Source organism: Virgibacillus sp. JSM 102003, assembly GCF_041949995.1.
GTDB lineage: Bacteria > Bacillota > Bacilli > Bacillales > Amphibacillaceae > Lentibacillus.
On record NZ_JBHFQH010000001.1, the window covers coordinates 180,152 to 205,048 of the forward strand.

At 36.9% G+C, this 24,897-nt stretch carries 24 protein-coding genes; 2 read left to right on the plus strand and 22 right to left on the minus strand.

Annotated features, from left to right (window positions below; all coding sequences use genetic code 11):
* Window positions 1–41: 41 nt before the first annotated feature.
* From mtaB to gpr, 12 genes are all read right to left on the minus strand, one after another.
* Complete coding sequence (mtaB, locus tag ACE1TG_RS00975; RefSeq protein WP_375050485.1) at window positions 42–1,394, minus strand: tRNA (N(6)-L-threonylcarbamoyladenosine(37)-C(2))-methylthiotransferase MtaB; 1,353 nt, start codon at window positions 1,392–1,394, stop codon at window positions 42–44.
* A complete protein-coding gene (locus ACE1TG_RS00980) occupies window positions 1,394–2,152 on the minus strand; it encodes a 16S rRNA (uracil(1498)-N(3))-methyltransferase (protein WP_375050486.1) in 759 nt (252 codons plus the stop codon). Before ACE1TG_RS00980 ends, mtaB begins: the two co-directional genes overlap by 1 nt.
* 17 nt (window positions 2,153–2,169) lie before the next feature.
* A complete protein-coding gene (gene prmA / locus ACE1TG_RS00985; protein WP_375050487.1) occupies window positions 2,170–3,114 on the minus strand; it encodes a 50S ribosomal protein L11 methyltransferase in 945 nt (314 codons plus the stop codon).
* A gap of 524 nt (window positions 3,115–3,638) precedes the next feature.
* On the minus strand, window positions 3,639–4,763 hold the full coding sequence (dnaJ, locus tag ACE1TG_RS00990) for a molecular chaperone DnaJ (protein WP_375050488.1): 1,125 nt from the start codon (window positions 4,761–4,763) through the stop codon (window positions 3,639–3,641).
* A 142-nt stretch (window positions 4,764–4,905) separates the two neighbouring features.
* A complete protein-coding gene (gene dnaK, locus ACE1TG_RS00995; RefSeq protein ID WP_375050489.1) occupies window positions 4,906–6,738 on the minus strand; it encodes a molecular chaperone DnaK in 1,833 nt (610 codons plus the stop codon).
* Between the two features lie 30 nt (window positions 6,739–6,768).
* Window positions 6,769–7,347, minus strand: a complete 579-nt coding sequence (grpE, locus tag ACE1TG_RS01000; protein ID WP_375050490.1) for a nucleotide exchange factor GrpE — start codon at window positions 7,345–7,347, stop codon at window positions 6,769–6,771.
* Window positions 7,348–7,479: 132 nt separating this feature from the next.
* Window positions 7,480–8,511, minus strand: a complete 1,032-nt coding sequence (gene hrcA, locus ACE1TG_RS01005; protein ID WP_375050491.1) for a heat-inducible transcriptional repressor HrcA — start codon at window positions 8,509–8,511, stop codon at window positions 7,480–7,482.
* Between the two features lie 76 nt (window positions 8,512–8,587).
* On the minus strand, window positions 8,588–9,748 hold the full coding sequence (gene hemW, locus ACE1TG_RS01010; RefSeq protein ID WP_375050731.1) for a radical SAM family heme chaperone HemW: 1,161 nt from the start codon (window positions 9,746–9,748) through the stop codon (window positions 8,588–8,590).
* A 205-nt stretch (window positions 9,749–9,953) separates the two neighbouring features.
* Entirely contained in the window at window positions 9,954–11,762 is a 1,809-nt protein-coding gene (gene lepA / locus ACE1TG_RS01015) for a translation elongation factor 4 (protein ID WP_375050492.1), read from the minus strand.
* Window positions 11,763–12,244: 482 nt separating this feature from the next.
* Window positions 12,245–12,547, minus strand: coding sequence for a hypothetical protein (locus ACE1TG_RS01020; protein WP_375050493.1), 303 nt, complete (start codon window positions 12,545–12,547; stop codon window positions 12,245–12,247).
* Between the two features lie 12 nt (window positions 12,548–12,559).
* Entirely contained in the window at window positions 12,560–13,756 is a 1,197-nt protein-coding gene (gene spoIIP, locus ACE1TG_RS01025) for a stage II sporulation protein P (RefSeq protein ID WP_375050494.1), read from the minus strand.
* Window positions 13,757–13,866: 110 nt separating this feature from the next.
* Window positions 13,867–14,961, minus strand: coding sequence for a GPR endopeptidase (gene gpr, locus ACE1TG_RS01030; RefSeq protein WP_375050495.1), 1,095 nt, complete (start codon window positions 14,959–14,961; stop codon window positions 13,867–13,869).
* A 256-nt stretch (window positions 14,962–15,217) separates the two neighbouring features.
* Between gpr and rpsT the strand changes: the two genes are divergently transcribed.
* On the plus strand, window positions 15,218–15,484 hold the full coding sequence (gene rpsT, locus ACE1TG_RS01035; RefSeq protein ID WP_375050496.1) for a 30S ribosomal protein S20: 267 nt from the start codon (window positions 15,218–15,220) through the stop codon (window positions 15,482–15,484).
* Between the two features lie 443 nt (window positions 15,485–15,927).
* On the opposite strand, the gene holA is transcribed toward rpsT, so the two are convergent.
* Window positions 15,928–16,947: a DNA polymerase III subunit delta gene (gene holA, locus ACE1TG_RS01040; RefSeq protein WP_375050497.1), complete on the minus strand. Its 1,020-nt coding sequence runs from the start codon at window positions 16,945–16,947 to the stop codon at window positions 15,928–15,930.
* 644 nt (window positions 16,948–17,591) lie between these two features.
* On the opposite strand from holA, the gene ACE1TG_RS01045 reads away from it, so the two are divergent.
* A complete protein-coding gene (locus tag ACE1TG_RS01045; RefSeq protein ID WP_375050498.1) occupies window positions 17,592–17,726 on the plus strand; it encodes a YqzM family protein in 135 nt (44 codons plus the stop codon).
* Window positions 17,727–17,872: 146 nt separating this feature from the next.
* Here ACE1TG_RS01045 and ACE1TG_RS01050 read toward each other — a convergent pair whose 3' ends face one another.
* The 9 genes from ACE1TG_RS01050 to aroE all read right to left on the minus strand — a co-directional run bounded on the left by ACE1TG_RS01050 (window position 17,873) and on the right by aroE (window position 24,891).
* Window positions 17,873–20,152: a DNA internalization-related competence protein ComEC/Rec2 gene (locus tag ACE1TG_RS01050; RefSeq protein WP_375050499.1), complete on the minus strand. Its 2,280-nt coding sequence runs from the start codon at window positions 20,150–20,152 to the stop codon at window positions 17,873–17,875.
* A gap of 9 nt (window positions 20,153–20,161) precedes the next feature.
* Window positions 20,162–20,725, minus strand: a complete 564-nt coding sequence (locus ACE1TG_RS01055) for a ComE operon protein 2 (RefSeq protein WP_375050732.1) — start codon at window positions 20,723–20,725, stop codon at window positions 20,162–20,164.
* Window positions 20,726–20,792: 67 nt separating this feature from the next.
* Complete coding sequence (locus ACE1TG_RS01060) at window positions 20,793–21,380, minus strand: helix-hairpin-helix domain-containing protein (protein WP_375050500.1); 588 nt, start codon at window positions 21,378–21,380, stop codon at window positions 20,793–20,795.
* A 110-nt stretch (window positions 21,381–21,490) separates the two neighbouring features.
* Window positions 21,491–22,258, minus strand: a complete 768-nt coding sequence (locus ACE1TG_RS01065; RefSeq protein ID WP_375050501.1) for a class I SAM-dependent DNA methyltransferase — start codon at window positions 22,256–22,258, stop codon at window positions 21,491–21,493.
* Window positions 22,251–22,607 (minus strand): ribosome silencing factor, encoded by a 357-nt coding sequence (rsfS, locus tag ACE1TG_RS01070; RefSeq protein WP_375050502.1) that lies wholly within the window; start codon window positions 22,605–22,607, stop codon window positions 22,251–22,253. Before rsfS ends, ACE1TG_RS01065 begins: the two co-directional genes overlap by 8 nt.
* 4 nt (window positions 22,608–22,611) lie before the next feature.
* Entirely contained in the window at window positions 22,612–23,184 is a 573-nt protein-coding gene (yqeK, locus tag ACE1TG_RS01075; protein WP_375050503.1) for a bis(5'-nucleosyl)-tetraphosphatase (symmetrical) YqeK, read from the minus strand.
* Window positions 23,171–23,740, minus strand: a complete 570-nt coding sequence (locus tag ACE1TG_RS01080) for a nicotinate-nucleotide adenylyltransferase (protein ID WP_375050504.1) — start codon at window positions 23,738–23,740, stop codon at window positions 23,171–23,173. The genes yqeK and ACE1TG_RS01080 overlap by 14 nt, the downstream gene beginning before the upstream one ends.
* An 11-nt stretch (window positions 23,741–23,751) precedes the next feature.
* Window positions 23,752–24,042: a ribosome assembly RNA-binding protein YhbY gene (yhbY, locus tag ACE1TG_RS01085; protein WP_375050505.1), complete on the minus strand. Its 291-nt coding sequence runs from the start codon at window positions 24,040–24,042 to the stop codon at window positions 23,752–23,754.
* A gap of 3 nt (window positions 24,043–24,045) precedes the next feature.
* Window positions 24,046–24,891, minus strand: a complete 846-nt coding sequence (gene aroE, locus ACE1TG_RS01090) for a shikimate dehydrogenase (protein ID WP_375050506.1) — start codon at window positions 24,889–24,891, stop codon at window positions 24,046–24,048.
* Window positions 24,892–24,897: the final 6 nt, after the last annotated feature.

The window sequence follows — 24,897 nt, forward strand, 5'->3', positions numbered from 1 at the left end:
ATGTTGCATAATAAATTATAATACACAAGTAATGTTCGGTATTAAGAAGTTGCTTTTATATTTGAGTTTGTGGCATCGTCCATAACACGGACAAATGTGCCTTCGTTATACGGATAGCCAGATTTTCTTATCTTTATTCGAACGATTTTTCCAATTAGATCTTGACTCCCTTTAAAACGCACTTTTAAATAGTTATCTGTATAGCCAACCAAATACTCTGTATCTTCTTCAGATACACGTTCTTCCGGAATAACTTCCAGCACTTCATTTTCATAGTCAGAAGCATATTCTTTTGCTAATTGGTTTGAAAGCTCAATCATTTGATGTACGCGATCATTTTTTACGTCCTCATCAACTTGATCTTTCATTCGTGCCGCAGGTGTCCCCGTTCGTCTCGAAAATGGAAAGACGTGCAGTTCTGAATAGCCAACATCTTTAATAAAGTTGAAGGTTTCCATAAACTCCTCATCCGTTTCTCCTGGGAAGCCAACAATTACATCTGATGTGATTGCCAAGCCGGGTAGAGCTTTACGGATTTTGTCTACCTTTTGTTTATAAAATGCGCTGGAATACTTTCTCCGCATACGATTTAATACTGAGTCAGAACCTGATTGCAGAGGAATGTGCAAGTGACGGACGATTTTAGTTGATTTATCAAGTACATCGATTACTTCATCTGTAATTTGACTTGCCTCGATAGATGAAATACGAATCCGTTTCAGCCCATCAACATTCGTTTCTAATTCATGAAGTAGTTTTGCAAAGTTATAATCATTCATATCTTCCCCATATCCAGCAGTGTGAATACCGGTTAAAACGATTTCCTTATACCCTGCGTCAACTAAATTCTGAGCTTGTGATACTACATTCTCAGGGTCTCTCGATCGCAACAATCCCCTTGACCAAGGAATAATACAGAATGTACAGAAGTTGTTACATCCCTCTTGAATTTTCAGCGATGCGCGTGTTCTATCGGTGAATTCTGGTACATCCATTTCCTCAAACACACGGTTTTTCATTATGTTCGTTACACCATTAATTGGTTCACGTGTTTTTTGGTGTTCTTCAATGTAACTAATCATTTGTTTTCTATTTTGTGTTCCGACAATTACGTCGACACCTGGTATCTCCATTATCTCACCTGGAGAAGTTTGAGCATAGCAGCCTGTTACACAAATAACCGCTTCAGGATTTTTGCGGACGGCCCTTCTGATTACTTGTCTGCTTTTTTTATCCCCTGTGTTTGTTACTGTACATGTATTAATTACATATACATCAGACTGATGATCAAAATCAACACGTTCATAACCGTTATCTTTAAACATGTTCCAAATTCCTTCAGTCTCATAATGATTAACTTTGCATCCTAAAGTATGGAATGCTACTGTCGGCATTATCTGCACCTCAATTCTTCAAATTGGTAAGAAATACTCGCTAACACATATAAAGAAGCTGTTTCAGTTCGTAATATACGTGGTCCTAACCGAACAGAATTAAAACCATGCTGCTTTAATTGATCTGCTTCTTTTTCGGAAAACCCACCCTCTGGGCCAATACAAACTAACACTTTATCCCCAATTTTCATTTTACTAATAATTGTTCCAAATGATTGAAACTCTGATGTTTTTGCTTCTTCCTCATATGCAAACAATTTTATATCATACACAGAACTTTCATCAATTAACTTATCTATTGTTGTGACGCCATTAATTTGTGGTATTTTAGTTCGGTGACTTTGCTCGCTTGCTTCTTTAACAATTTTAGAATAGCGTTTGAGTTTCTTTTCGGCTTTTTTTGCATCCCAAACGACTACAGAACGTTCTGCTTGAATTGGTGTGAATGCAGTTGCACCAAGTTCTGTACCTTTTTGCAATACCAATTCAAACTTATCACTTTTAGGCAACCCTTGCGCAATTGTAACTTCAATTGGTAGTTCAGACGACTCGTCTAACCATTCCGTAATAACTAACTGGACACTATCATTATTTAATGATGTAATTTCACATATTGCTGCTATACCATTCGGGTGATTACATATGATATTATCTCCGGCCTGTAATCTCATCACTCGATTTATATGATGTGCGTCATCTGCCTTAATAATAACCTCATCTTTTCCCCAATTAGTTTCGGGAACAAAATAGCGTTGCAAAGCTAAGCACCACTTTTCTATTGATTCTTCTTCCTAGCTATTATGGAAACCCAATCTTCCATTTCATTTATTTCCAGAATACGAAAACCCTGTTGGTTTAGTTTATCAACCACCGTTTGTTTCTTTGCTTGGATAATGCCGGATGTAATAAATATACCGTTCGGTTTGAGATTATTCCATGCATCCTCCACAAACCTGACGATTATCTCAGCTAAAATATTGGAAACGATCATATCTGCCTTCATATTAACACGATCAAGCAGGTTATTCTGTTTGGTAATAACTTTATTATTTACCTTATTCAGCTTTGCATTTAATTTGGTGCTCTTCACTGCTACATCATCCAAATCAAATGCATAAACTTCCTTGGCGCCCAATAACCCTGAAGCAATGCTTAATACTCCAGAACCACAGCCCACATCTATAACATTATCATTTTCCTCTATATATCGTTCTATACCCTGAATACTTAAAACGGTTGTCGGGTGTGTTCCAGTACCAAATGCCATACCTGGATCAAGTTCGATAATCACCTCATCACTTGATACAGTTTCATAGTCCTCCCAGGTTGGAATAATTGTAATCTTTTTTGATATCTTAACTGGTTTATAGAATTTTTTCCATGCTGTTGCCCATTCTTCTTCATGTATTTCGCTTAAGGTTATTTGGTTTCTTCCTAAATTAATATCGTATAGCATTAAATTGTTAATAGCTTGCTTAATTTCATTAACTGTTTCACCTAAAAAACTATTTACTGGTAAGTATGCCTTTATGTAAACACCCTCTTCTGGGTATTCATCCACATTTAATTCGTAAATCTCACCAAAAAAATCATCACGTTCAGTTGTTAAATCAAGCGGATCTTCTATAACAACACCGCTTGACCCGGTTTCATGTAGAATATTAGAAATTGGTTCAATAGCCTCATTAGTCGTATGAATGCATATTTCTGACCATTTCAAATCAATCCACTCATTTCTTTAGAGGAGTAAAATCATTTATGTACGCGGTGTTGCAGTAACACCGCTCTTAATACTTGTATTTTTTGTTCCTATAAAATCTTCACCGTTGATATAAAATGCGAACTAACTGCTAGAATAATTTCTATAAACTCTCACGCGCCATCCGGGATCGCTCCGGGCGGATGCGCACCTTAGGGCAACGCTTCAGCTTCCTCGGAAGCCAAAACCGCTTCCTGCGGGATCTTCAGCAGTTGCTTTTCCCGCAGGAGTCACCGCCCTCCGCTCACCCGGACTAGTGTAGTGTTGTCACATAATTATTCTATAGCGATTCCTACTCGAGTCAACAGCGAAGGAAATACACGTAGACTCCTGTGGGAGCTTGCGCCTAGATGAGACTACGCAGCGACGTAGGAGCAAGGAGGCTCATCAGCCGCCCTAGGTGAAGTGTATTTCAGAAGCGGTGTCATAGCACTCAACCATTTTTCCGTTTAGTTCGCAGTATATATCAAAAGTGTAACAATCATTTAGCTTTTAAATGCGTTCTTAAACCGTTGGAAAAAGGAACTTTCTTGTTCATCTGTTGCTTCGTTTCCACTAATATCATTAAATTCACGCAACAATTCTTTTTGACGATCAGTTAATTTATTTGGTGTAATCACACGTACTTGTACATGTTGATCACCGTGACCAGTTCCTCTAACATTTGGCGCACCTTTGCCCTTCAGTCGAAAGACTTTGCCTGTTTGTGTTCCGGCAGTTATTTTCAGCATAACATTACCGTGCACGGTTGGTACTTCTATTTCATCACCAAGTGCTGCCTGAACAAAGGTTACAGGTAATTCACAGAATATATGATCCCCTTCACGCTCAAAGAATTCGTGTGATTTTACTTGAATTACAACATACAAGTCACCTGGTGGCCCGCCATTAACACCAGCTTCGCCCTTTCCAGAGACACGGATTTGCTGTCCTTCATCGATACCTGCAGGGATAGAAATGTGGATTTTGTTTTGCTTTCTTACTTTACCAGTTCCTCCACACGTATTACATTTTTCAGGAATAATTTTACCTGTACCATTACAATGATGACAAACACGACGATTAACAACACGGCCAAATGGTGTGTTTTGTTCCGTATTTAATTGGCCTGAACCTTCGCAATGTGAACATGTTTTTGTCTTTGTACCAGGTTTAGCACCAGACCCATCACACGTGTCACATTCTTCTTCTTTTGGTATACTAACATCTGTTTCTTTACCAAAGATAGCTTCTTCAAATTCTAAAATCATAGAATACTGTAAATCAGCACCTTGTTGAGGGGCATTTGGATCACGTCTGCGACCTCCTCCACCAAAGAACATATCGAAAATATCTCCAAAACCTCCGAAGTCCTGTGCACCGCCTCCAAAGCCACCGAAGCCTTGACCTTGTGCACCAGCATGACCAAACTGATCATATTGCTGACGTTTTTGCTCATTGCTCAGTACTTCATATGCTTCCTTTGCCTCTTTAAACTTCTCCGCTGAATCTTCTTCACTGTTTACATCTGGGTGATACTTTCTTGCCAATTTACGGTATGCTTTTTTTATTTCATCTTTGGAAGCACTTTTATCAATTCCAAGTACTTCATAATAATCGCGCTTACTCACTTGTAAATCACTCTCCCGGACACTATTGCATAAATTTTATCTTATCATCAATTGCTCCTTTATAGCAAATAAACATTAAAAGAGTAAAAAGTCAAAGCCAAGAGACTCCTGACTTTGACTTTAATCAATTGATTCAGCTTAATTATTTATTATTCTCTTCATCGTCAACTTCTTTGTAATCTGCGTCTTCTACATCTTCAGAACCTTGTCCTTCTTCTTGACCCTGTTCTGCTTCTGCATCTTGTTGCATTTGTTCATATAGTTTAACAGAAAGCTGTTGTACCTGTTCTTGTAAAGCTTCTTTCTTTTCTTTAATTTGTTCAATATCATCTGCATCAATTGCTTTTTGAAGTTCATCTTTAGCATCTTCAGCACTTTGTTTTTCTTCGTCAGATACCTTTTCACCAAGATCCTTAATTGTCTTATCAGTAGTGAAGATAAGCTGTTCTGCTTCATTACGCAACTCAATTTCTTCACGGCGTTTCTTATCTTCCTCTGCATTCTCTTCTGCATCTTTGACCATTTGTTCAACCTCTTCATCAGATAAACCTGAAGAAGATTTGATTGTGATGGACTGCTCTTTATTTGTTCCCTTATCTTTAGCGCGAACATTTACGATACCATTAGCATCAATATCGAATGATACTTCGATTTGAGGAACACCTCTTGGTGCTGGTGGAATATCTGTTAATTGGAAACGACCTAATGTTTTATTATCTGCGGCCATTTCACGTTCACCCTGAAGCACATGAATATCTACAGCTGTTTGATTATCTGCAGCAGTCGAGAATACTTGTGACTCACTTGTTGGAATTGTAGTATTCCGCTCAATTAGCTTAGTAGTCACTGAACCCATTGTTTCAATACCTAATGAAAGAGGTGTAACGTCCAATAACACAACATCTTTTACATCACCCTGAAGTACGCCACCTTGGATTGCAGCACCTAGAGCAACAACTTCATCAGGATTTACACCTTTAGATGGTTCACTGCCAATTTCACGTTTAATTGCATCCTGAACTGCTGGAATCCGTGTTGATCCACCAACAAGAATTACTTTATTAATCTTATCAGCTGATAAATCAGCGTCTTTTAGTGCTTTTCGAGTTGGTTTCATTGTACGTTCAACCAAATCAGAAGATAGTTCATCGAATTTAGCGCGAGTCAAGTTCATTTCCAAATGCAATGGACCAGCATCACCTGCAGTGATAAATGGAAGTGAAATTTGAGTTTGTGATACGCCTGATAAGTCTTTCTTGGCTTTTTCTGCTGCATCTTTCAAGCGTTGCTTAGCCATTTTATCCTGTGAAAGGTCAATACCATTCTCTTTTTTAAATTCTTTAACCATGTGATCAATGATAACTTCGTCAAAGTCATCCCCACCTAAGCGGTTATCGCCAGCTGTTGAAACAACTTCAAATGTACCATCACCAATATCCAGGATGGACACGTCGAATGTTCCTCCACCTAAGTCATATACAAGAATTGTTTGATCCTGATCTTCTTTGTCAATTCCATATGCTAATGCTGCAGCTGTAGGTTCATTGATAATACGTTCAACTTCCAAACCAGCTATTTTACCAGCATCTTTTGTTGCTTGGCGTTCTGCATCATTAAAGTATGCAGGAACAGTAATAACAGCTTTTTCTACATCTTCACCTAAGTAATCTTCAGCGTAGGATTTGATGTGCTGCAAGATAATTGCCGAGACTTCCTGTGGTGTATACTCTTTATCTTCAATTTTAACTTTATAGTCTGTACCCATATGACGTTTGATTGACTGAATTGTGTTAGGGTTTGTAATTGCTTGACGTTTTGCTACTTCCCCAACTTGTCGTTCGCCATTTTTAAATGCAACTACTGATGGTGTAGTACGGTTGCCTTCCGGATTCGGAATAACTACCGCTTCTCCACCTTCCATTACTGATACACATGAATTTGTTGTTCCTAGATCAATTCCAATTATTTTACTCATGATAAACTTCCTCCTTCACTACTTATCCATTTACTTATTTACTTTAACCATTGCTGGTCGAATAACTTTATCTTTTAGCATGTACCCTTTTTGCAATTCTTCCGTTACTGTATTAGATTCCGTATCTTCTTCTTCTACTTGCATAACAGCATGATGTACAGTTGGGTCAAATGTTTCGCCTACACATTCTATTTCTTCAACACCTTGTGCTTTTAATGCGTCTTTTAATTGTCTGTATACCATCGATATGCCATCTACAAATCCTTCACCAGCATCGTTTACTTCTACTTGTAATGCTCGCTCAAAATTGTCAATTGCAGGAAGTAATTCATTCACAAGGTCTTCTGCTTTATATTTACGTTCCGCCTCTTTTTCCTTTTGCGAACGTTTTTTGAAGTTATCAAATTCTGCTTGTGTTCGAAGTACTCGCTGATGAAGTTCTTCTTTCTCCTGCTTGAGTTGGTCTACTTCTGCTTTTAGGCTTTCCATCTTACTTTCATCAGAGCCCATTTGCTGCACTCCGTCTTGATCAGTATTGTCGATTACTTCAGTAATATTTTCCTCATTTTTCTCAGTTGTTTGCGTTGTATCCCTATTCTGTTCTTCCATTTACTGCCACCTCCTCGTATAAAATTGCCACGTTAGAATATATCACGAATAGCTTTATAAATAAACATATATACATGAAGAAGTGATGGGATTAGCCTCCCATCAATTCGATGTACCTTCTTGAGACTTGTTTCACTCATTATTTTTATACCACAAATACAGTGCATCTGACATTTCAAGTGATAATGTGTTTAGTAAATTAACAACCCTCTTATACTCCATACGGGTAGGACCTAGCAGTGCTATTGTACCCATTTGTTCATCATTTAATTGATACGTAGCCGTGATTAGACTCAAATCTTTGATAGCATCTACTTTGTTCTCATGTCCTATCCTTACTTTAATGCCATTGGTAGTATCCTTAAGAAGGTTGGCTATTTCATCTTCCTTCTCCATCATGGAATAAAATGAACGTATTTTGTCAATATCTTTGAACTCAGGCTGCATTAAAATATTTGTTTTGCCGCCAAAATATAATTTTACAGGATTGTCATTAAAAAAGGCGGCTTTCAAATAATCATACGATTTTTCAAAATCCGTAATGTACTTATTCATGACATCGACAATTTCCGTATTTAACTTTTCAGGTAACCTTACAATAGGTACACCATGCAACCGATCATTCAAAATGTTTACCATTTTTTCAAGATCCGATGCACTTATTTCTTCCGGAATTGAAAATGAACGATGTTCCACATGCCCCGTATTGGTTACTAATATTGCAACAGCAGTTTGTGATGACAATGTGACAATCTGCAGTTGTTTCAATTTTGTCTCAAATACTTCCGGCCCTAATATAATTGAAGTGTAATTAGTAATATCGGAAAGTATTTGGGCAGATTTTTGTACAACCTGTTCAAATTCAAAAAAACCATCTTGTATAACGTTATTAATAAGCTTTTTATCACCTTCTGTTACTTGTGGTGAGACTAGGTGATCGACATAATAGCGGTAGCCCTTTTCAGAAGGAATACGGCCAGATGATAAATGTGTTTTTTCAAGAAACCCCATCTCTTCCAGGTCAGCCATCACATTTCGTATAGTGGCTGAACTAAAAGCTATGTCTCCTTTTTTAGATATAGCACGTGAGCCTACTGGTTGTGCTGACTCTATGAAATCATCAATTATGACTTGTAATATCAGTAATTGTCTTTCTGTTAACATGATGATCACCTCTGTTAGCACTCCATCCACTCGAGTGCTAATGCTATTAATAAATTATCAAATCCTTATTTTTTTGTCAACGCACAAGCATTAAATCTTTTTCTTCTAATAAAAATTGTGCAAAAACCTCATTACCAAATAACATACCTTGGTCGGTCAAATGAAGGTTAGTTTCATTCTCAGCCAGCCATCCTTTTCGTTTTAATGAAGACACAGCATTTCTATAGAGACTTTCATAGGAAAAGCCGAATCTTTCGTGAAAACGATTCTTGTTTATTCCTTCCGTTTTACGTAACCCAAGAAACATTTCTTCTTCAATCATTTCTTTGGTACTGATTTCTTCTGTATTTAATACCGGCTTCCCTGTTTCCATAGCTTTTTTTACATAGGCAGGTAATGGTCTAATATTTCCTGTCCGTTTACCAGGGAGATATCCGTGAGCTCCAGCCCCAAACCCGTAATAATGTTCATTATTCCAATAGGTCAGGTTATGCTGACTTTCGTAACCTGGTTTGGCAAAATTACTTATTTCATAGTGGTCGACACCTTCTGCCCGCATTGTTTCTTTTAACACCTCATACATTTGCACTTCTGACTCCTCTGGAGGACGGTGCAGTTTTCCCTTTTTATGACGTTGGTAAAAGACCGTTTTAGGTTCAATTTGCAATGCATATGTCGAATAATGAGGAAGTCCGAACGATACGGCTTCGTCCAACGATTTCTTAAACTGTTCAACTGTCTGGTTCGGCAGGGCATAAATAAGATCAATACTGATGTTATAAAAACCATGCTGCCGTAATTGATTAATGGTAGTATATACGTCTTTCACCTTATGCAATCGTCCTAATTCTTCCAGCATTTTGTCATCAAACACTTGTACACCCAAAGAAACCCTGTTGACACCATAACTACGTAACAATTTAATTTTCTCTTCGTCAAAATCACCAGGATTCGATTCAATTGTGAATTCCTGACAATTCTCAATATCAAACTTTTGGTCAATTATTTTCATTAAAGAACGTAATTGATCCATATTTAATGAGGTAGGCGTGCCTCCACCGATAAATATAGTATTTACATTGTTCTTCGTACCAGTAACATTTGTGTTTATTTCATTTGCAAGTGCCTCTATATATTCTGTAGCTAATTTCTCATTATAAAAAAACTTAGTAAAATCACAATAATGACAGATTTGCTGACAAAATGGTATATGAATATAAACGGATTTAATCACAATTATCCTCTCCAATGCTTAGAAAACTCGGCTTATCTTGGATTCTTACGAAAGCGTATTTGCTTTCTTAGAACACCATATACTTGGAGTGCAAGCTATAATACAGTTAAGCCTGAGTTTCACTTATGCAGTAAGTATTTATACTTTCTTACCGCTAAGAAAAGGGATGAACTTAAAGCAGGAATGCCATAAGTTCTCCCTTAATAAATTAATCATCATCCATTTGTAAAACAGCCATAAACGCTTCTTGTGGCACTTCAACCGATCCTACCATTTTCATACGCTTTTTACCTTCTTTTTGTTTTTCCAATAATTTACGTTTACGTGTTATGTCTCCACCGTAACATTTAGATAAAACATTCTTACGCATTGCTTTAATTGTGGATCGTGCGACAATTTTATTTCCGATTGCCGCCTGTACAGGTACTTCAAATTGCTGTCTTGGAATGAGATCCTTCAATTTGTCAACAATCAGCTTTCCTCGCTCATAGGCAAAATCACGGTGCACAATAAACGATAATGCGTCAATTGTTTCACCATTCAGCCATATATCCATCTTCACAAGGTTTGATGGATGATAGCCAATTAAATCATAATCAAAGGAGGCATAGCCTTTTGTGTGTGATTTTAATTGATCAAAGAAGTCGTACACAATTTCTGAAAGCGGAATTTGATAAACGACGTTTACACGTACATCATCCAAATATTCCATGTCGATAAATTGCCCACGCTTTTTTTGAGCGATTTCCATAACAGGTCCAACAAAATCATTTGGCACCATGATGGTCGCCTTTACGAATGGTTCATGAATTTCTTTAATAATTTGCGGGTCTGGCATAACGGATGGATTATCCACTTCAATCGTTGTATCATCAGTCTGCTCTACCTCATAAATTACACTTGGTGCTGTTGTAATTAAGTCGATATTAAACTCACGTTCGATTCTTTCCTGAATAATTTCCATATGTAATAAACCCAGAAAACCACAGCGGAATCCAAAGCCTAGTGCCTGCGAAGTCTCTGCTTCGTATTGCAATGATGAGTCGTTTAACTCCAATCGTTCTAATGCTTCACGTAAATCATTATATTTATTTGAATCAATCGGGAATAGTCCGCAAAAAACCATAGGATTTAATCTGCGGTAACCAGGTAATGGTGTTTCAGCCTGGTTATTGGTATGTGTAACAGTATCACCAACCTGCGTATCACCCACATTTTTAATCGATGCTGTAAGGAACCCAACATCACCAACAGTTAATTCATCTTTTGCTACAGGTTTTGGTGTAAAGACACCGATTTCGTTAACTTCAAATTCCTTTCCAGTTGCCATCATTTTAATTTTGTCGCCAACCTTTACGGAACCATCTTTAATACAAACATAAGCAATAACACCGCGATAAGGATCATACAGCGAGTCAAAGATAAGAGCCTTTAAAGGGGAGTCTGGATCACCGGATGGTGCAGGTATATCTGTAACAATCCGATTCAGTATTTCATCAACCCCAATATTATCTTTGGCAGAAGCTAAAATAACATCATCTTTATCAATACCGATGACATCTTCAAGCTCCTGGGCTACCCGTTCAGGATCAGCATTTGGAAGATCTATTTTATTAATAACAGGAATGATTTCCAATTCATTATCCAACGCAAGGTAAACATTCGCTAAAGTCTGAGCTTCAATTCCCTGAGCCGCATCAACAACCAGTATTGCACCTTCACATGCTGCTAGACTTCTCGATACTTCATATGTAAAATCGACATGTCCAGGCGTATCTATTAAATGAAATGTATAATCTTCACCAGTTTTGTTTTCATAATGAAGCTGCACAGCATTCAATTTTATTGTTATACCACGTTCCCGTTCTAAGTCCATCGCATCAAGAAACTGTTCTTTCATTTCCCGCTGCGTCAATGCTTTTGTATTTTCGAGAATTCGATCAGCCAAGGTTGATTTTCCGTGATCAATATGCGCTATAATCGAAAAATTGCGTACATTATTTTGTTTCTTCACCATAAGTGATGCTCACTCCTACTTGTCTTTTACCGTTTCACCAATAAAAGTGCAAATTTAAGACGTCAATAACTAGCATTGATTATAGCAACTGCATCACATACAATCAAGGACTAAAGGAGTGAGTAATAGAATTCCCTTTAAAGAGGTTGTTTAAAAATCCGGTAAACATGACACATAGAATTTTTCGTTAGATTGATTTTCCGTTTCCGTTGCTTGTAAAAGAAAAGCTCTTTTCCTGCGCGCGATGCGTATTCAGGGTAGCTATCCTTGTGCTCACTATTAGGGATTAAGGACCTTCTATTAAAATCACCCACGTTAATCGTCAATGAAGAAGTCAGTAATTCCTGTACAAGTCCGCTACTAAAGCTACGCTGCAGGAAACTTCCAGAGTAAACATCGCACGAAGAAAATCGTCCTATATTTTCGAGGATGTTGCGAACTTAGCCAACTTGGTCCTTTTTTATCTCCTTTTTTATACACACTTAAAAAAAGACTTGAACAATCTGATAAATAACTTCTACGACAATTTCATAAAAACCTTGTACACTAGCTTCTAGGAATGTGGCCGTTTTCTGAGTAAAATGTTCTGGAGCTTCTGCTTTCATTATATCTTCACTAGTTGTTTTTTCCACTGCCACAACTTGTTTCTCATCTGCTTTTTCTTGGGTTATTGTATTTTCAGTATTTTGAATTGGGTTGTTTTCATTTTCTCCTCGATCTAATCCCACTACTATACCAACAAGAAAGAACAGTGCAAGTAACAATAGAACAACTAGAGATCGCATATAAAATTCCTCCTACTGGTTTTTATTTACTTTTTCAGCATCCCAATACAGTTCACTAAATACATCAGCAACCGCATCTGCAGTCCGATATAACTCCTTCAGATTATTGTCGACTCCTCCGAATTCAATCACAAGTGAGTTTTGAGATAAGTCCTGATTATATACACCATTACTTCTAGGTCCTTTTTTTGTAATAACAGCTCTACTTAAACCAGGGTACTTTTTTTCAATCAGATTATGCAGATCGTTAGCTAATGATAGATTTTTCTCATAACTTGGGTATTCCGCTCCTACTACAAAAGCTATTCGTGCATATGATTTCCCATTAATTTCAATCGTCGTTTTATCCCGTCGTTGTGAATCACGATGTAAATCAAACACATACTGTATCTCATCATTGGATGCAAAAGCTTCTTTTACGACTTTCCTTGAAGCTGTGTAAGATTGGCCGTATTCCCATCCGTTATTGTTTAATATTTTCATAATATCTGTATCGTCAACACTTGTCCCGATTCCATTTGATTCTAATGATTTAGAGAGCCTCTCACTAACTTTCGTAATATTCACTTCACCATGTTGTGCCAAATCAGGGTCAGTAACATCTGGTAAATGCGGTAAAAAAGATTCTCTATTATGTGTGTTGTAAATAAATACAACGTCTTTATCGCCGGTATTTAATTGGTCGTCTTCATTTTCATTTTCTGTTTCTGGTTCCTCTTTTGGATCTTCAGGTTCGTTTGATTCATCGACGACTGCTTCTCTATCTTTCAAAATTTCATCAAGAGGGGGTGCCGACTCAACTGGCAAGTTGGTATAATCGGTTCCTTCACCAGCAATTATTATTTCATTTTCATAAGTAGAGAGTCCAGGTAACTCTCGCCCCAGTAAACTTCGTGTGTCATTAGGTTTGATACTTGTCGCCATTTGAAATGCAACACTTGACAAGTTTGGTAAATCCTTGTCTTTTGGATATGCTTCCTTAAATGCTCTATTCTCCATTCCCATCAGATAGAGAAAGGTGGAACTATCAAGGTCACTAGTCCAGGTTGTTATCGTATGGGAAGAGAATCGATATGCTGGTGCAACTGTAGTTAAAAACCCTATAACAACGAATAAGATAATTACACATATAAAGTAAATGCCACTTTTTTTATAGAAGTGCTTCAATACCTTTTTCTTCCCATTATTTTGTTCATTCCCGAGATACATGGTTCCACCCCTTCTGAAGTAATCCTCAATGGTAAAATCTATGAAAAAACTTCAGAAGCTAGAACAAATTCTTTTAAAACTTCAAAAATGATAGAGATATACAAGAGTGATTACCTTGTATAAGATGCGAAGTTTTCTACCGTTACTTTTTCGTGAAGCGCTGCATTTAAGCCAGTCGCAATTAAAGTAGCCATATCCTTCATAAAACCATCTACTTCTTTTGGAGTGACCATTAAATTATGTCCTATTGGTGTCAGCACTTCTTTTATTAACGCTCTCTTTTCTTCTTCTGTTAAATTACCAACTACTCCAAGAAAAGTGTCACGTTTTTCTTCATCTGGTAAGTCTTCTTCTGTAAATTCTTTATTACCAAAAGACATACTCGCAGGTGCTAACGACTTCTTAGGGTTGTCTTTTTCGTTCCATTCCCTTCCAAAATGCTTTAATATAAAATCAATCGTATCACTTGTTATTGTTACTGCATCAACCACTGTTGGTACACCGATAGCAAATACAGGTATTCCCAGTGTTTCCTCACTTAACTCCTTACGTTTGTTGCCAACACCAGAACCAGGATGTATCCCCGTGTCAGATATCTGGATAGTCTCATTCACACGTTCAATCGACCTTGATGCAAGTGCATCAACTGCAATAACAAAGTCAGGATTAAATTTCTCTACAATGCCAAAAATAATATCACTTGTTTCCATTCCAGTTACTCCCATTACACCAGGAGTTACCGCTGCGACGGGACGATAGCCTTCCGACACTGATTCATGCTCCATCTGAAACAAATGGCTGGTTACCATAACTTTATCTATTGTCATTGGACCCAATGCATCTGGTGTTACATTCCAGTTTCCAAGTCCAACGATTAAACCATGTCCATCCAATGGGACTTTATTTTTCTCGAGTAAGTGTTCCAGTTCTCCTGCAAATATCTTTGCTGCTGTTTCCTGACGCTTTGTATCCTGCTTTTTAACCCCATCAGCATAGATAGTGATATATGTTCCCGGTTTTTTACCTATTAGTTCCTCGCCTTTAGCATCTACTTCAACGTATGATACTGTTATATTGTCTTCTTGTCTTTCTGTAACCGAGACGCCTTCTAATTGCTGCTTTTCATTTTCTTTCTCTACATACATATCCTTAGCTTCTACAGCAAGATCTGTTCGAACCTGATATTGTTTCTCATTTTCTTTCATTACCGAAGCTCCTTTTTACTTTTATAGGCTATTTCTATCTATAGGCTTAACTATTTCAATAAAAAACATACGAGAGCGAAATAAACCTATTGAAAAGGTTGCACTCGTTTGGTAAAATGTCATTTGTTAGCAGTTAAGAGAGTACAAATCCTTTCTTACTGCATAAGTGCAATAAAGGCTTATCTATTGTAAGGCTTGGCGTATGCCAAGTTTTCTAATAATGTAACGATAAGGTGTTTGTTTAGGAGGTGAAACAATGGCTAATATTAAATCTGCAATCAAACGTGTAGAAACAAACAAATCAAAACATGATCAAAACCTGCAATATAAATCAGATATGCGTTCACAAATCAAACGCGTAGAGAAGTTGGTTGAAGCAAAAGATGTAGAAGGTGCAAAATCTGCTTTACAAACAACTGTTAAGAAAATTGATAAAGCTGTACAAAAAGGTGTAATTCACCAAAATAAAGGTGATCGCCAAAAATCTCGCTTAAATAAAAAAGTGAATGAACTAAGTGCATAAAAACAAAGGCGCAAACAAACAAAACGATCCCTGTTAAAGGATCGTTTTTTATTTACACGGCTGCCTAAAGCGCAGCACCATCTATCATGAAAATGAATTTGTAATCAAATTAATGATTTCATATAGAATATTTGAGGTTTGGCGGACACTGGAGACCTTATTCGGTGGAAAGCCCACGAAAATAGTGGTGTTTTCGAACACCAGGTGCCTCTTATGGAAGAAATTCCCTCTATTAACCATGATATAGGTAAAATAGGGCAACTGTGTCCGAGTGTGTCCGAGTCGAAAAGGTCACCTTTATAGCAATCAAGACTTTCTCACTGCATAAGTGCAACTAGGGCTTATCTACATTTCTGGTTGGTGATAAGCCAAGTTTTCTAATTAAAATAACGTCTCCTGTAACCGTTCGATAACCCCAAGTTTTATTTTAAGCTGTTTTACATTCATGGCTGTACCAAATCATGTAACAATAGTTCAAAGGCAAGTTCCTTCTCCATTTTCCCCTGTTTTATATTTGCATCGGCCTCGGTTAATTTTACGATGATATCCTGCAATCTGCTAACTGTAAACTTGCTTTCCCTGCTCATAGCAATTTTTATTACATAGGGGTGTGTCGAAAGTTGTTTTTGCATCTGAGCCTGACTGTATCCTTTTTGCTTTAAAAGTTTGACTCGTAATATGGTTCGAAATTGAAATGCCAACAAAGCAATTAACCCAATAGGCTCCTCTTTCATTTTTTCCAGATCTTTGTAAATGGAAACAGCTTTAAATAAATTTCGTTCAATTACGGCGTCTACCAGACGTAAGGAAGAGTTACTTGCGGTATGTGATATTAGATCTTCAGCAATTTCTTTCGTAACAAGTCCACCTTCACCGACATACAATGAGAGTTTGGAAAGTTCACTTCGCAACAGATGCAGGTCAGTAGAAAGCTCTGTCTCAAGCATTTCATAAGCATCTTCTTCAATAGTTATTTTCAAACTTCCGGCAAGATTCGTTATCCAGCTCCTCAGTTCATAGTCCTTTATTGGGTTACAGGCTGCAACAACGCCATTTTTTTTAAGCGCCTTGCTTAGTTTTTTTCGTTCGTCAATTTTTTCATATGGCGCTATTAGTACGATCACTGAATAATCGACAGGTTCAGTTAGGTAATGGCTTAACACTTCCAAATCATGTTCAAAGGACAATTTATCAGGCTTAGCCTTTAAAAACGAAGCGTTACTGGCGATAATTAATTTTTTTTCTCCAAAAAACGGGTAGGTTTCAGCGTCAGCAATCACCTCTTGAATGGGTGTCTCTTCCAGATCATACGTAGATAAATTTTCATTGTCCTCATCTGATAATACTGCTTTTGTTATGTACTTTGTAATATTTTGTATGAAATAAGTTTCTGTTCCATATAATAAATATACTGGTTTTATTTGCTTCTTTTTTACTTGCTGTAATACCTCTGAGTATGCCATACTATTCACTCCAATACGATATAAACAATCGTAAATCGTATCCAGCGGAATAGCAAGGGGTTTTTTTAGAAGACTGATTCTAATGATTGCAATTAGTAATTAGTAAAGCTCAAGCACCCGATTGGCAACGTACAAGCTGCGCACGAGCAACGCGGGTGGGGGGCAAGTGGCGGAGTTAATCGGGCTTCTTATTTTCTCAATGAGATAAGAGTAACATGGCCCTTCATAGGGATATGCAGACGTTGGCGCCATTAGTCGGCCTTCTACTAACAGAGCCGATATAGTCTTATTGTAATGAGGAGGTTTGCTGGTTGCTCGGCATAGCTTATTCCACCTTCAGGACACACTATTTAGTGAAGCAAAAAGTAACATAGTTTCTTACCAAACGGTTCAGGGTAAAATGGAAAGAGGAGAATTAAATTAATAATTCCCCTCCGCAATCTATATAAACGCTTAAAATTCAGCTCTAGAAACTGTATTTTAAACGATGTTTGTTTAGTTATAGATTTACCTGTAAAATCAAAAGTATAGATGTTAACTCTTACTAAATATGGGGACTTTTAATTTTGTGTGAAATTTTTAGGACATAAGTAGATTTTTTTATGTATTTATTTTATACTTAAGTCTGTATAGGAGGGGTAGATATGAACGAATTTGAAAGGGACGTACAATCAAAAAATAATGATGTTGTAGATTCAATTAAAGGTTTTGGATTCTCATTTCTTTTCTTTGTCCTAATTTTTACCATAGGTGCGGTAATTAGTGTAGCTGGTTCTTAAATCAGTAATTAAATGAATACTTAGAAAACGCAGCTTTTCGCCAATCCGTAACGGCAAAAGCCTTAGTTGCACTTATGCAGTTATACTTTAACTGCTTTAAGAAAGAGACTGACATTATGCAGTCTCTTTTTGTGTACATTTACAGCCTATGGTAAATACGTAAAAAACGTTCCATCATCTTCTTTAAAATAATATTGTATTGCACCGTGCTTATCGGTTCTGAATAATACCACGCTTTGCTCTTCAAGTGTTGTAATTACTTCGTCGTGCGGATGACCATAACTGTTATGTAAACCAACAGATATTAGCGCATACGTCGGCATAATTTGTTCCAGAAAATCCTTACCTGTTGAGGAATTACTGCCATGATGCGCGACCTTTAATACATCAACTTTCAAATTAGGATATAAAGCTAAAATTTCTTTCTCTGTTTCCATTCCAATGTCCCCCGTAAAAAGCCAGGACTTTCCTCCAAAAGTTGTATATAAGACAAGTGAATTTTCGTTTGTGTTTTGTTTATCCTGATTTGGTGAAATTACGTAAAAAACCTGTTCCCCAACAACTATTTCACTATTTAAATCAATTCGTTCAACTTTAGTTTCTGCTTTATTCAATAGACGGGTTAGTTCATTGTCGAATTTATAATACTCACTAACAATAATCTTATTCACATCAATATTATCTAACATAAACGGCAAGCTCCCCATATGGTCACTATCTTCATGTGAAATAAACAGTGCATCTATCTTTTGAATGCCCCTGGAAAATAAATATGGCCTTATAATTTGCTTATAAACACCTGGGGTTGACTGACTATCTTCAAAAGACATTTTTGCTCCTGCATCGATTAAAATAACGCCTTTTCGATAGGGAAGTTCAACAACCATTGCATCTCCCTGGCCAATGTCAAGCATCGTTACAGATCCAATCGGTGAAAAGTACGGCCTTAGAGCAATAGCCATGACCACAAGAGTCAGTAAACATCCATAGAAAAAAGACTGTTTTAACTTTGCAAGTTCCAGCTTTTTCAAAAATATAAGCAATACCGAATAATACACTATTGTACCACCCAGTGAAAACGATCCTATAACCCATGGATAGTATGCATATTGATCAATAAAATAAATAAAGGTTATGAAATGTTCGTGTATGCGGTAAAAAAGTATTTCAATGTAAGGTAAAAGAGCTCCAGCAATTAGAGAAAACGGTAGCATCAGGAACATAAGCGGAATTACAAAGAGTGAGAAATAAGGGACAACGATGACATTCAATAAAATGGAAAGTGGCTGAAAAGTGGAAAAATATTGTAACTGAAGTGGCAATATTACCATCTGAGAGAGAAAACTGATTTTAAGAATTGAAAAGACAGATATATTTGTTTGTGCTAACCACCTTTTTGACAAAAGCAGTCCCATAGTGACACTAAAAGATAATTGAAATCCAATGCTGTAGATAATGTATTTATCCATTAAAATCAGCAGAATAAACACAATACTGAGTACATCAGTTACGCTGAATTTATACTTCACTTTATTTATTAACAGAAATAGTAATACCATTGAACTTGCCCGCCAAACCGACGGCTCTCCTCCAGCGATTAAAGCGTACAATGGTAAAAAGAAGATTATCACCCACTGTGCTTTTTCCCTAGTCAGGATATTAAGCTTAATAAGCAGGAAATATAGTAATCCAACTATCAACCCAACATGAAGCCCGGAAATAGCTAACAAATGCGACAAATTCCAGCGCTGAAATAGTTCAACAGTCTCTTTAGGAAGTTGAGAATCATCCCCTAATACGAGGGCATTTAACCACTTTGATGTCTGAGGACTAAGCTTATCTGCAGTATAATTTATTAAGTTTGTTCGGATAACATGAACTTTATTCAACGTTGATGAACCACTGCAATCAAGATTCTCCAGAGAATTGACGACTACTTCATGTGTAATCCCTTCTGACAATAAGAAATACTGATAATCAAATTGTCCAGGATTTCTGCTTCGACTAGGCAATTCCGGAGTACCTTTAATATTACAAGTGGCTCCAAACTTTAAATTATGTTTTATCTCCTGCTTATTTTTATAGTAAACAATAAGGATTTTCTTGTTGGAAGTATACTCTTTTAATACGAAATCAAGTTTGGAAGACGACTCATTAATGGGGCTGGCTATATGCCCCAATAAGTCCGTTTCCTGTGATGAACTGGTTGCTTCTTTAAGAAGGATTGTATCTAAATTGGGGATGTAAAAGTAGAAAAAGATGGAGAGGGCTATAGAAGTTAAAGTAATTAACTTCCCCAGCCGGTGATTATAGTATAAAACAAGCAACCATATAAAATATATCACTATAAACCAGTTGCTATGGTAGATAATGGATAACGCACTGCTGACAACTCCTATTGCCGGAACATACCAATATCCCTTCATGTCAGCTCCTTATAGATCAAATAAATTCTGAGCTTCTATTTTTAACGTATCATATTTTTCTTTGTTGTTTGTTTGTAATTTAAGTTCCTGGAGCAGATTATTTATATATGCTTCTTTTTCCCGATATTGCGTATCCACAGCTAAATAAGTCAGTTTAACTTTTTTAGTTTGCACCCCAGCATCTTCAAATAGCTCTACAGCATACGAATGATTTTTATAATCTTCCGCATAATATACAGTTTTAATCCCACTTTGAATAATCTGTTTGCAGCACTGCAAGCACGGAAAATGTGTCACGTACATCTCAGCACCTTCTGTTGGAACCCCAAATTTAGCACACTGTAATAACGCATTCGCTTCAGCATGTACTGTACGCACACAATGGCCATCTATAACATAACAGCCTTCATCAATACAATGAACACTTCCAGAGACACTTCCATTGTACCCTCCTGCTATGATTCGCTTTTCTCTAACAATTGTTGCACCGACCATAAGCCTTGTACATGTACTTCTAAGTGCCAATAAATGACTTTGCGCCATGTAATATTGATCCCACGTAATCCTATCCATCATAAAAACCACCTTATGTATATTATTTTTTCAGTTTACAATTACTCGATTACTTAGGTCAATAATCCTAAGGAATTTGTACATCATCTTTGAAATTCTCAAGTGTTTTCTCACCTATGCCGGGAACCATCAGCAGGTCGTCCGTCGATTTAAAAAATCCATTTTCTTCGCGATACTGTATAATGGCTTGTGCCTTCGATGGCCCTATTCCATTTAAACCCTCAATTTCTGCTTGAGTAGCGTAATTTATCTTTACCTTACTGTTTCCGCTCCCATTCTGTTCGTTAACCGCTAAAGTCTCCCCTATTTTAGGAATAACGATGATCATTTCATCTTGAACTTTTTGAGCAAGATTGACCATTGTCTGATCCGCACTTTCGGTAAAGCCGCCCGCCAATTGAATTACGTCATTAACACGAGATTGTGAATCTATTTCATAAACACCCGGCTTTAAAATTTCGCCTTTGACATCAATAATAACAGTAGAAGGCTGAACTGGAATTTTTTCTTTCGGAATATCGGTAGTAGAAGAGGTAGATGCAGAATTTGATTGGGAGGCTTTGTCTTCAATTTCATCATTATCAAAAAATAAAAAAATACTAATGGCTATAACAATGACAATCAGAAATATGTTTTTTCTGAGGAGTTCAAGCAATTTGAAGTCACATCCTTTGAGGGGGGATTTTAAAGGCTTTGGAGAAGCTATAATTATCTATTCGACATTGTTTTCAAAAATCCTCTTTAAAAATTAACGATCGGAAAATTTTATTTTTCCGATCGTTTTTCAGCAACTATAAAAATTCGTTCTGAATCTTCATTAAAATTTTCATTTTTTAACGAAAAGTCACCTGATAAATGCTTTATTTCAAACCCTGCATCGTTTAATAACCATGCATAAAAATCAATTGAATATGTGCGTTGATGGTGTACTTCATCAAATCGTGAATATTTCTCCTGATCAGACACAAAGAATGTTAAGTCGTGATACATTTCTCCTTGAATTTCCCCTTCCGAGCAAAACCAAATATAAGAAACATCATCATTAACTTCTCCAAACGTCTGATTTACCAGGTTCTGCTCAACATGAGACAAAGAGTGAACATCAAAAATAAACAGTCCGCCTACTTTCAATAAATCTGCTATATTTTGAAAAACAGTTCGAAGGTCATCCTCTTCCGTTATATAATTCATAACATCACAATAGCTTACTGCAGCATCCTGATTTATAATTCCGCTTAAATTAGTTAAATCCTGATTAATCCACTGTACAGGAAGTCTCTCCATACTTGCACGTTGTTCAGCATAACTTAGCATATCGCTAGAGTAGTCAACTCCAGTCATATGATAACCTTCGCGAGCCAATCTCGTGGTTATCTGGCCAGTGCCACATCCTAAATCAACTATTGTCTTAACGGACTTCTCTAATTGACTTATAATATTATTTGTAAAAGATTGCCACTGGTCATACGGGGCATCATTCATTAACCGGTCATATATGGTTGCCATTTGATGGTACGACTTAGAACTATCCATTATTTCCAACACTTATTTCAACTTTTGATGCATCGCCCCATAATCGTTCAAGATTATAATAGGACCGTTCTTCTTTATGGAAAACATGACATACTATATTACCTAAATCGACTAAAATCCAACGAGCCTGTTCATAACCTTCCAGGCGCTGAATTAGAATATCCTTTTCTTCCATAGTATCTTTGATTGATCTTGCAATAGCCTGAACCTGACGTTCATTACTCCCATGACAAATTAGAAAGTAGTCCGTCATTAACGATACATCACGCATATCTAATGCAACAATATCTTCAGCTCGTTTATCATCACATGCATTTGCAATTTGTTGAATAATTTCTTTGTTTTCCATTAAGTTAATTACCTCCGTTTAAACGTCTTGTTAAATCATTATATGCATAAAAGGTGTCCGGATAAACAGTAGCATGTTTACTGACCAGGAATTGAATTGTATTCCGTAGCGCCATCCATGTGGCTCGATGCAGATCTTCTTCAGCAGTATCCCTTACCTCTTCTACGCCTTTGAACGATCGTCCTGGCTCAATATAATCAGCTGTAAAGATAATCATATCCAACTTACTCATATCCGCTTTACCTGTTGTATGGTAGTGAATCGCACTATGTATACCAGTATCGGAAATACCAAATTCGCGCTCTACTATTATCGAAGCTACCGGTCCATGCCATAATTCATGATGGTGTTCGAGTAAATCCTGTGGTAACTGTCCTTCCTTAATTATCTGCTTCATATATTCTAATGAGAAATACTTCGCATAATCATGAAAAATTGCGGCCAGCTCCACTTTATCGGCAGGTTCGTTGTACAATTTCGCCAATTTCACCGCAGTTTCAGTAACACGTAACGTGTGTTCAAATCTCTCCGTTTTCAGTTGAGGTTTTACGAGACTTATCGCTTCATCTTTTTTCATACAACTGCTTCCCCTTTATATAGTTTTCAACAGCCTCAGGGACCATATATTTAATCGTCATATTATTATTTAATCGTTCTTTTATATTAGTTGAAGATATTTCTATCAGCGGAATATCCACTTCTATAATTGGAAATTTGCTGTTTAATTTATATCCCTGCCGTTTAACACCAACAAATTTAACCATATCAACCAGATCATTTATATGGTTCCATTTTGGTAAATATTCAACCATGTCCGCACCAATAATAAAATAAAACTTGACATCAGGATTTTCATTCGTCAATAATTTCATTGTATCAAACGTAAAAGACTTACCAGAACGACTAACTTCAATCGTGTTTAATTTAAAACTGGGGTTACTATCGATTGCTCTATTTACCATTTCAACCCGATGTGGCGCCCCAATATATGCCTTTTCTTTGTGTGGCGGCTCTTGTGAAGGAATAAACCAAACTTCATCAAGCTTTAGTGCCATACGTACTTCTTCAGCTATAATCAAATGACCAAGATGCGGCGGATCGAATGTACCGCCCAATATACCGATAGATTTCATTCCGTACTCCTTTAAGGTAATTGAATGTTTTTATTTTCTAAAGACTCTTTATAAAGTACAATATTATTTCCGATAATCTGTGCTATTTCTGCTCCTGTGCCAGCTGATAATTGTTCAGCAACTGTATTTTTGTCTTCCAAACAGTTCTGCAGGATACTAACCTTAATTAGTTCTCTCTTTTCCAGTGCTTCACTAATCTGCTCGATCATATTGTCATTGACACCTGTTTTACCCACTTGAAATATAGGCTTTAACTGGTTTGCTTTTGAACGCAAAAAACGTTTCTGTTTTCCTGTTAGCATACTTTATCTTCCTTCCAAAATAGTTTTTAGTTGCTGGTCCATCTCATCAATAGGTATTTTTTTATTCGTCCAAAGTTGGAATGCATATTGTGCTTGATACAACAACATCGTATGACCATAATGTATAGATGCACCTGCCTCTCTTGCATCCCTTAAAAATCTGGTGTTCAACGGCTGATAAATAATATCACTGACAATACTATTTCGCTTAAGTAATTCGACTGGTATTATCGTTTCTTCAGTATTTGGTTTCATGCCAACTGAAGTCGTTTGAATAATTAAATTATAGCTATTAATGAACTCTTGCGCTTCACCCAATGTCAAAAGTGATGTCTCAACATCATTATCTCCAATAATTGCGATTGCTTTCGCACTTGAACGTGTACGGTTTGCTATGTCAATCCTTGTAAACCCTTCTGATTTCAACCCGTAATAAATTCCGTAAGCAGCACCACCCGCACCGATAATAAGAATTCTATTTGTCTTATCGCGAAAGATTTCAGGAAATTTATTTCTTAGGGCGATAACATACCCTATTCCATCAGTGTTATAGCCTACCCATTTGCCATTTTTACAAACTACTGTGTTAACTGCACCGATTAGTTCAGCATTTTTATCCAAATCATCCAGATAATTTATTATTTGCTTTTTATATGGAACGGTGACATTATAACCATCAACCTGACTCTCTTTTATTCGTTTCAGTCCAAGCTCAAACGAATTATCAGGATTAATTTCCATAATGGAATAGGTACCTTCTATTCCAGCTTTCTGCAGAAATTGATTATGGATCCAGGGTGACAGGGAATGTTTTATGGGAAAACCAACAAGCCCAAGCTTCATTTGCATACTAGT

Excerpts from the sequence above, each read along its gene's own strand:
- mtaB (WP_375050485.1), bottom strand. The coding sequence starts at position 1,394 with ATGCCGACAGTAGCATTCCATACTTTAGGATGCAAAGTTAATCATTAT.
- dnaK (WP_375050489.1), bottom strand. The coding sequence starts at position 6,738 with ATGAGTAAAATAATTGGAATTGATCTAGGAACAACAAATTCATGTGTA.
- grpE (WP_375050490.1), bottom strand. The coding sequence starts at position 7,347 with ATGGAAGAACAGAATAGGGATACAACGCAAACAACTGAGAAAAATGAG.
- hrcA (WP_375050491.1), bottom strand. The coding sequence starts at position 8,511 with ATGTTAACAGAAAGACAATTACTGATATTACAAGTCATAATTGATGAT.
- lepA (WP_375050492.1), bottom strand. The coding sequence starts at position 11,762 with ATGGTGAAGAAACAAAATAATGTACGCAATTTTTCGATTATAGCGCAT.
- ACE1TG_RS01020 (WP_375050493.1), bottom strand. The coding sequence starts at position 12,547 with ATGCGATCTCTAGTTGTTCTATTGTTACTTGCACTGTTCTTTCTTGTT.
- spoIIP (WP_375050494.1), bottom strand. The coding sequence starts at position 13,756 with ATGTATCTCGGGAATGAACAAAATAATGGGAAGAAAAAGGTATTGAAG.
- gpr (WP_375050495.1), bottom strand. The coding sequence starts at position 14,961 with ATGAAAGAAAATGAGAAACAATATCAGGTTCGAACAGATCTTGCTGTA.
- rpsT (WP_375050496.1), top strand. The coding sequence starts at position 15,218 with ATGGCTAATATTAAATCTGCAATCAAACGTGTAGAAACAAACAAATCA.
- holA (WP_375050497.1), bottom strand. The coding sequence starts at position 16,947 with ATGGCATACTCAGAGGTATTACAGCAAGTAAAAAAGAAGCAAATAAAA.
- ACE1TG_RS01045 (WP_375050498.1), top strand. The coding sequence starts at position 17,592 with ATGAACGAATTTGAAAGGGACGTACAATCAAAAAATAATGATGTTGTA.
- ACE1TG_RS01050 (WP_375050499.1), bottom strand. The coding sequence starts at position 20,152 with ATGAAGGGATATTGGTATGTTCCGGCAATAGGAGTTGTCAGCAGTGCG.
- ACE1TG_RS01055 (WP_375050732.1), bottom strand. The coding sequence starts at position 20,725 with ATGGATAGGATTACGTGGGATCAATATTACATGGCGCAAAGTCATTTA.
- ACE1TG_RS01065 (WP_375050501.1), bottom strand. The coding sequence starts at position 22,258 with ATGGATAGTTCTAAGTCGTACCATCAAATGGCAACCATATATGACCGG.
- rsfS (WP_375050502.1), bottom strand. The coding sequence starts at position 22,607 with ATGGAAAACAAAGAAATTATTCAACAAATTGCAAATGCATGTGATGAT.
- yqeK (WP_375050503.1), bottom strand. The coding sequence starts at position 23,184 with ATGAAAAAAGATGAAGCGATAAGTCTCGTAAAACCTCAACTGAAAACG.
- ACE1TG_RS01080 (WP_375050504.1), bottom strand. The coding sequence starts at position 23,740 with ATGAAATCTATCGGTATATTGGGCGGTACATTCGATCCGCCGCATCTT.
- yhbY (WP_375050505.1), bottom strand. The coding sequence starts at position 24,042 with ATGCTAACAGGAAAACAGAAACGTTTTTTGCGTTCAAAAGCAAACCAG.
- aroE (WP_375050506.1), bottom strand. The coding sequence starts at position 24,891 with ATGCAAATGAAGCTTGGGCTTGTTGGTTTTCCCATAAAACATTCCCTG.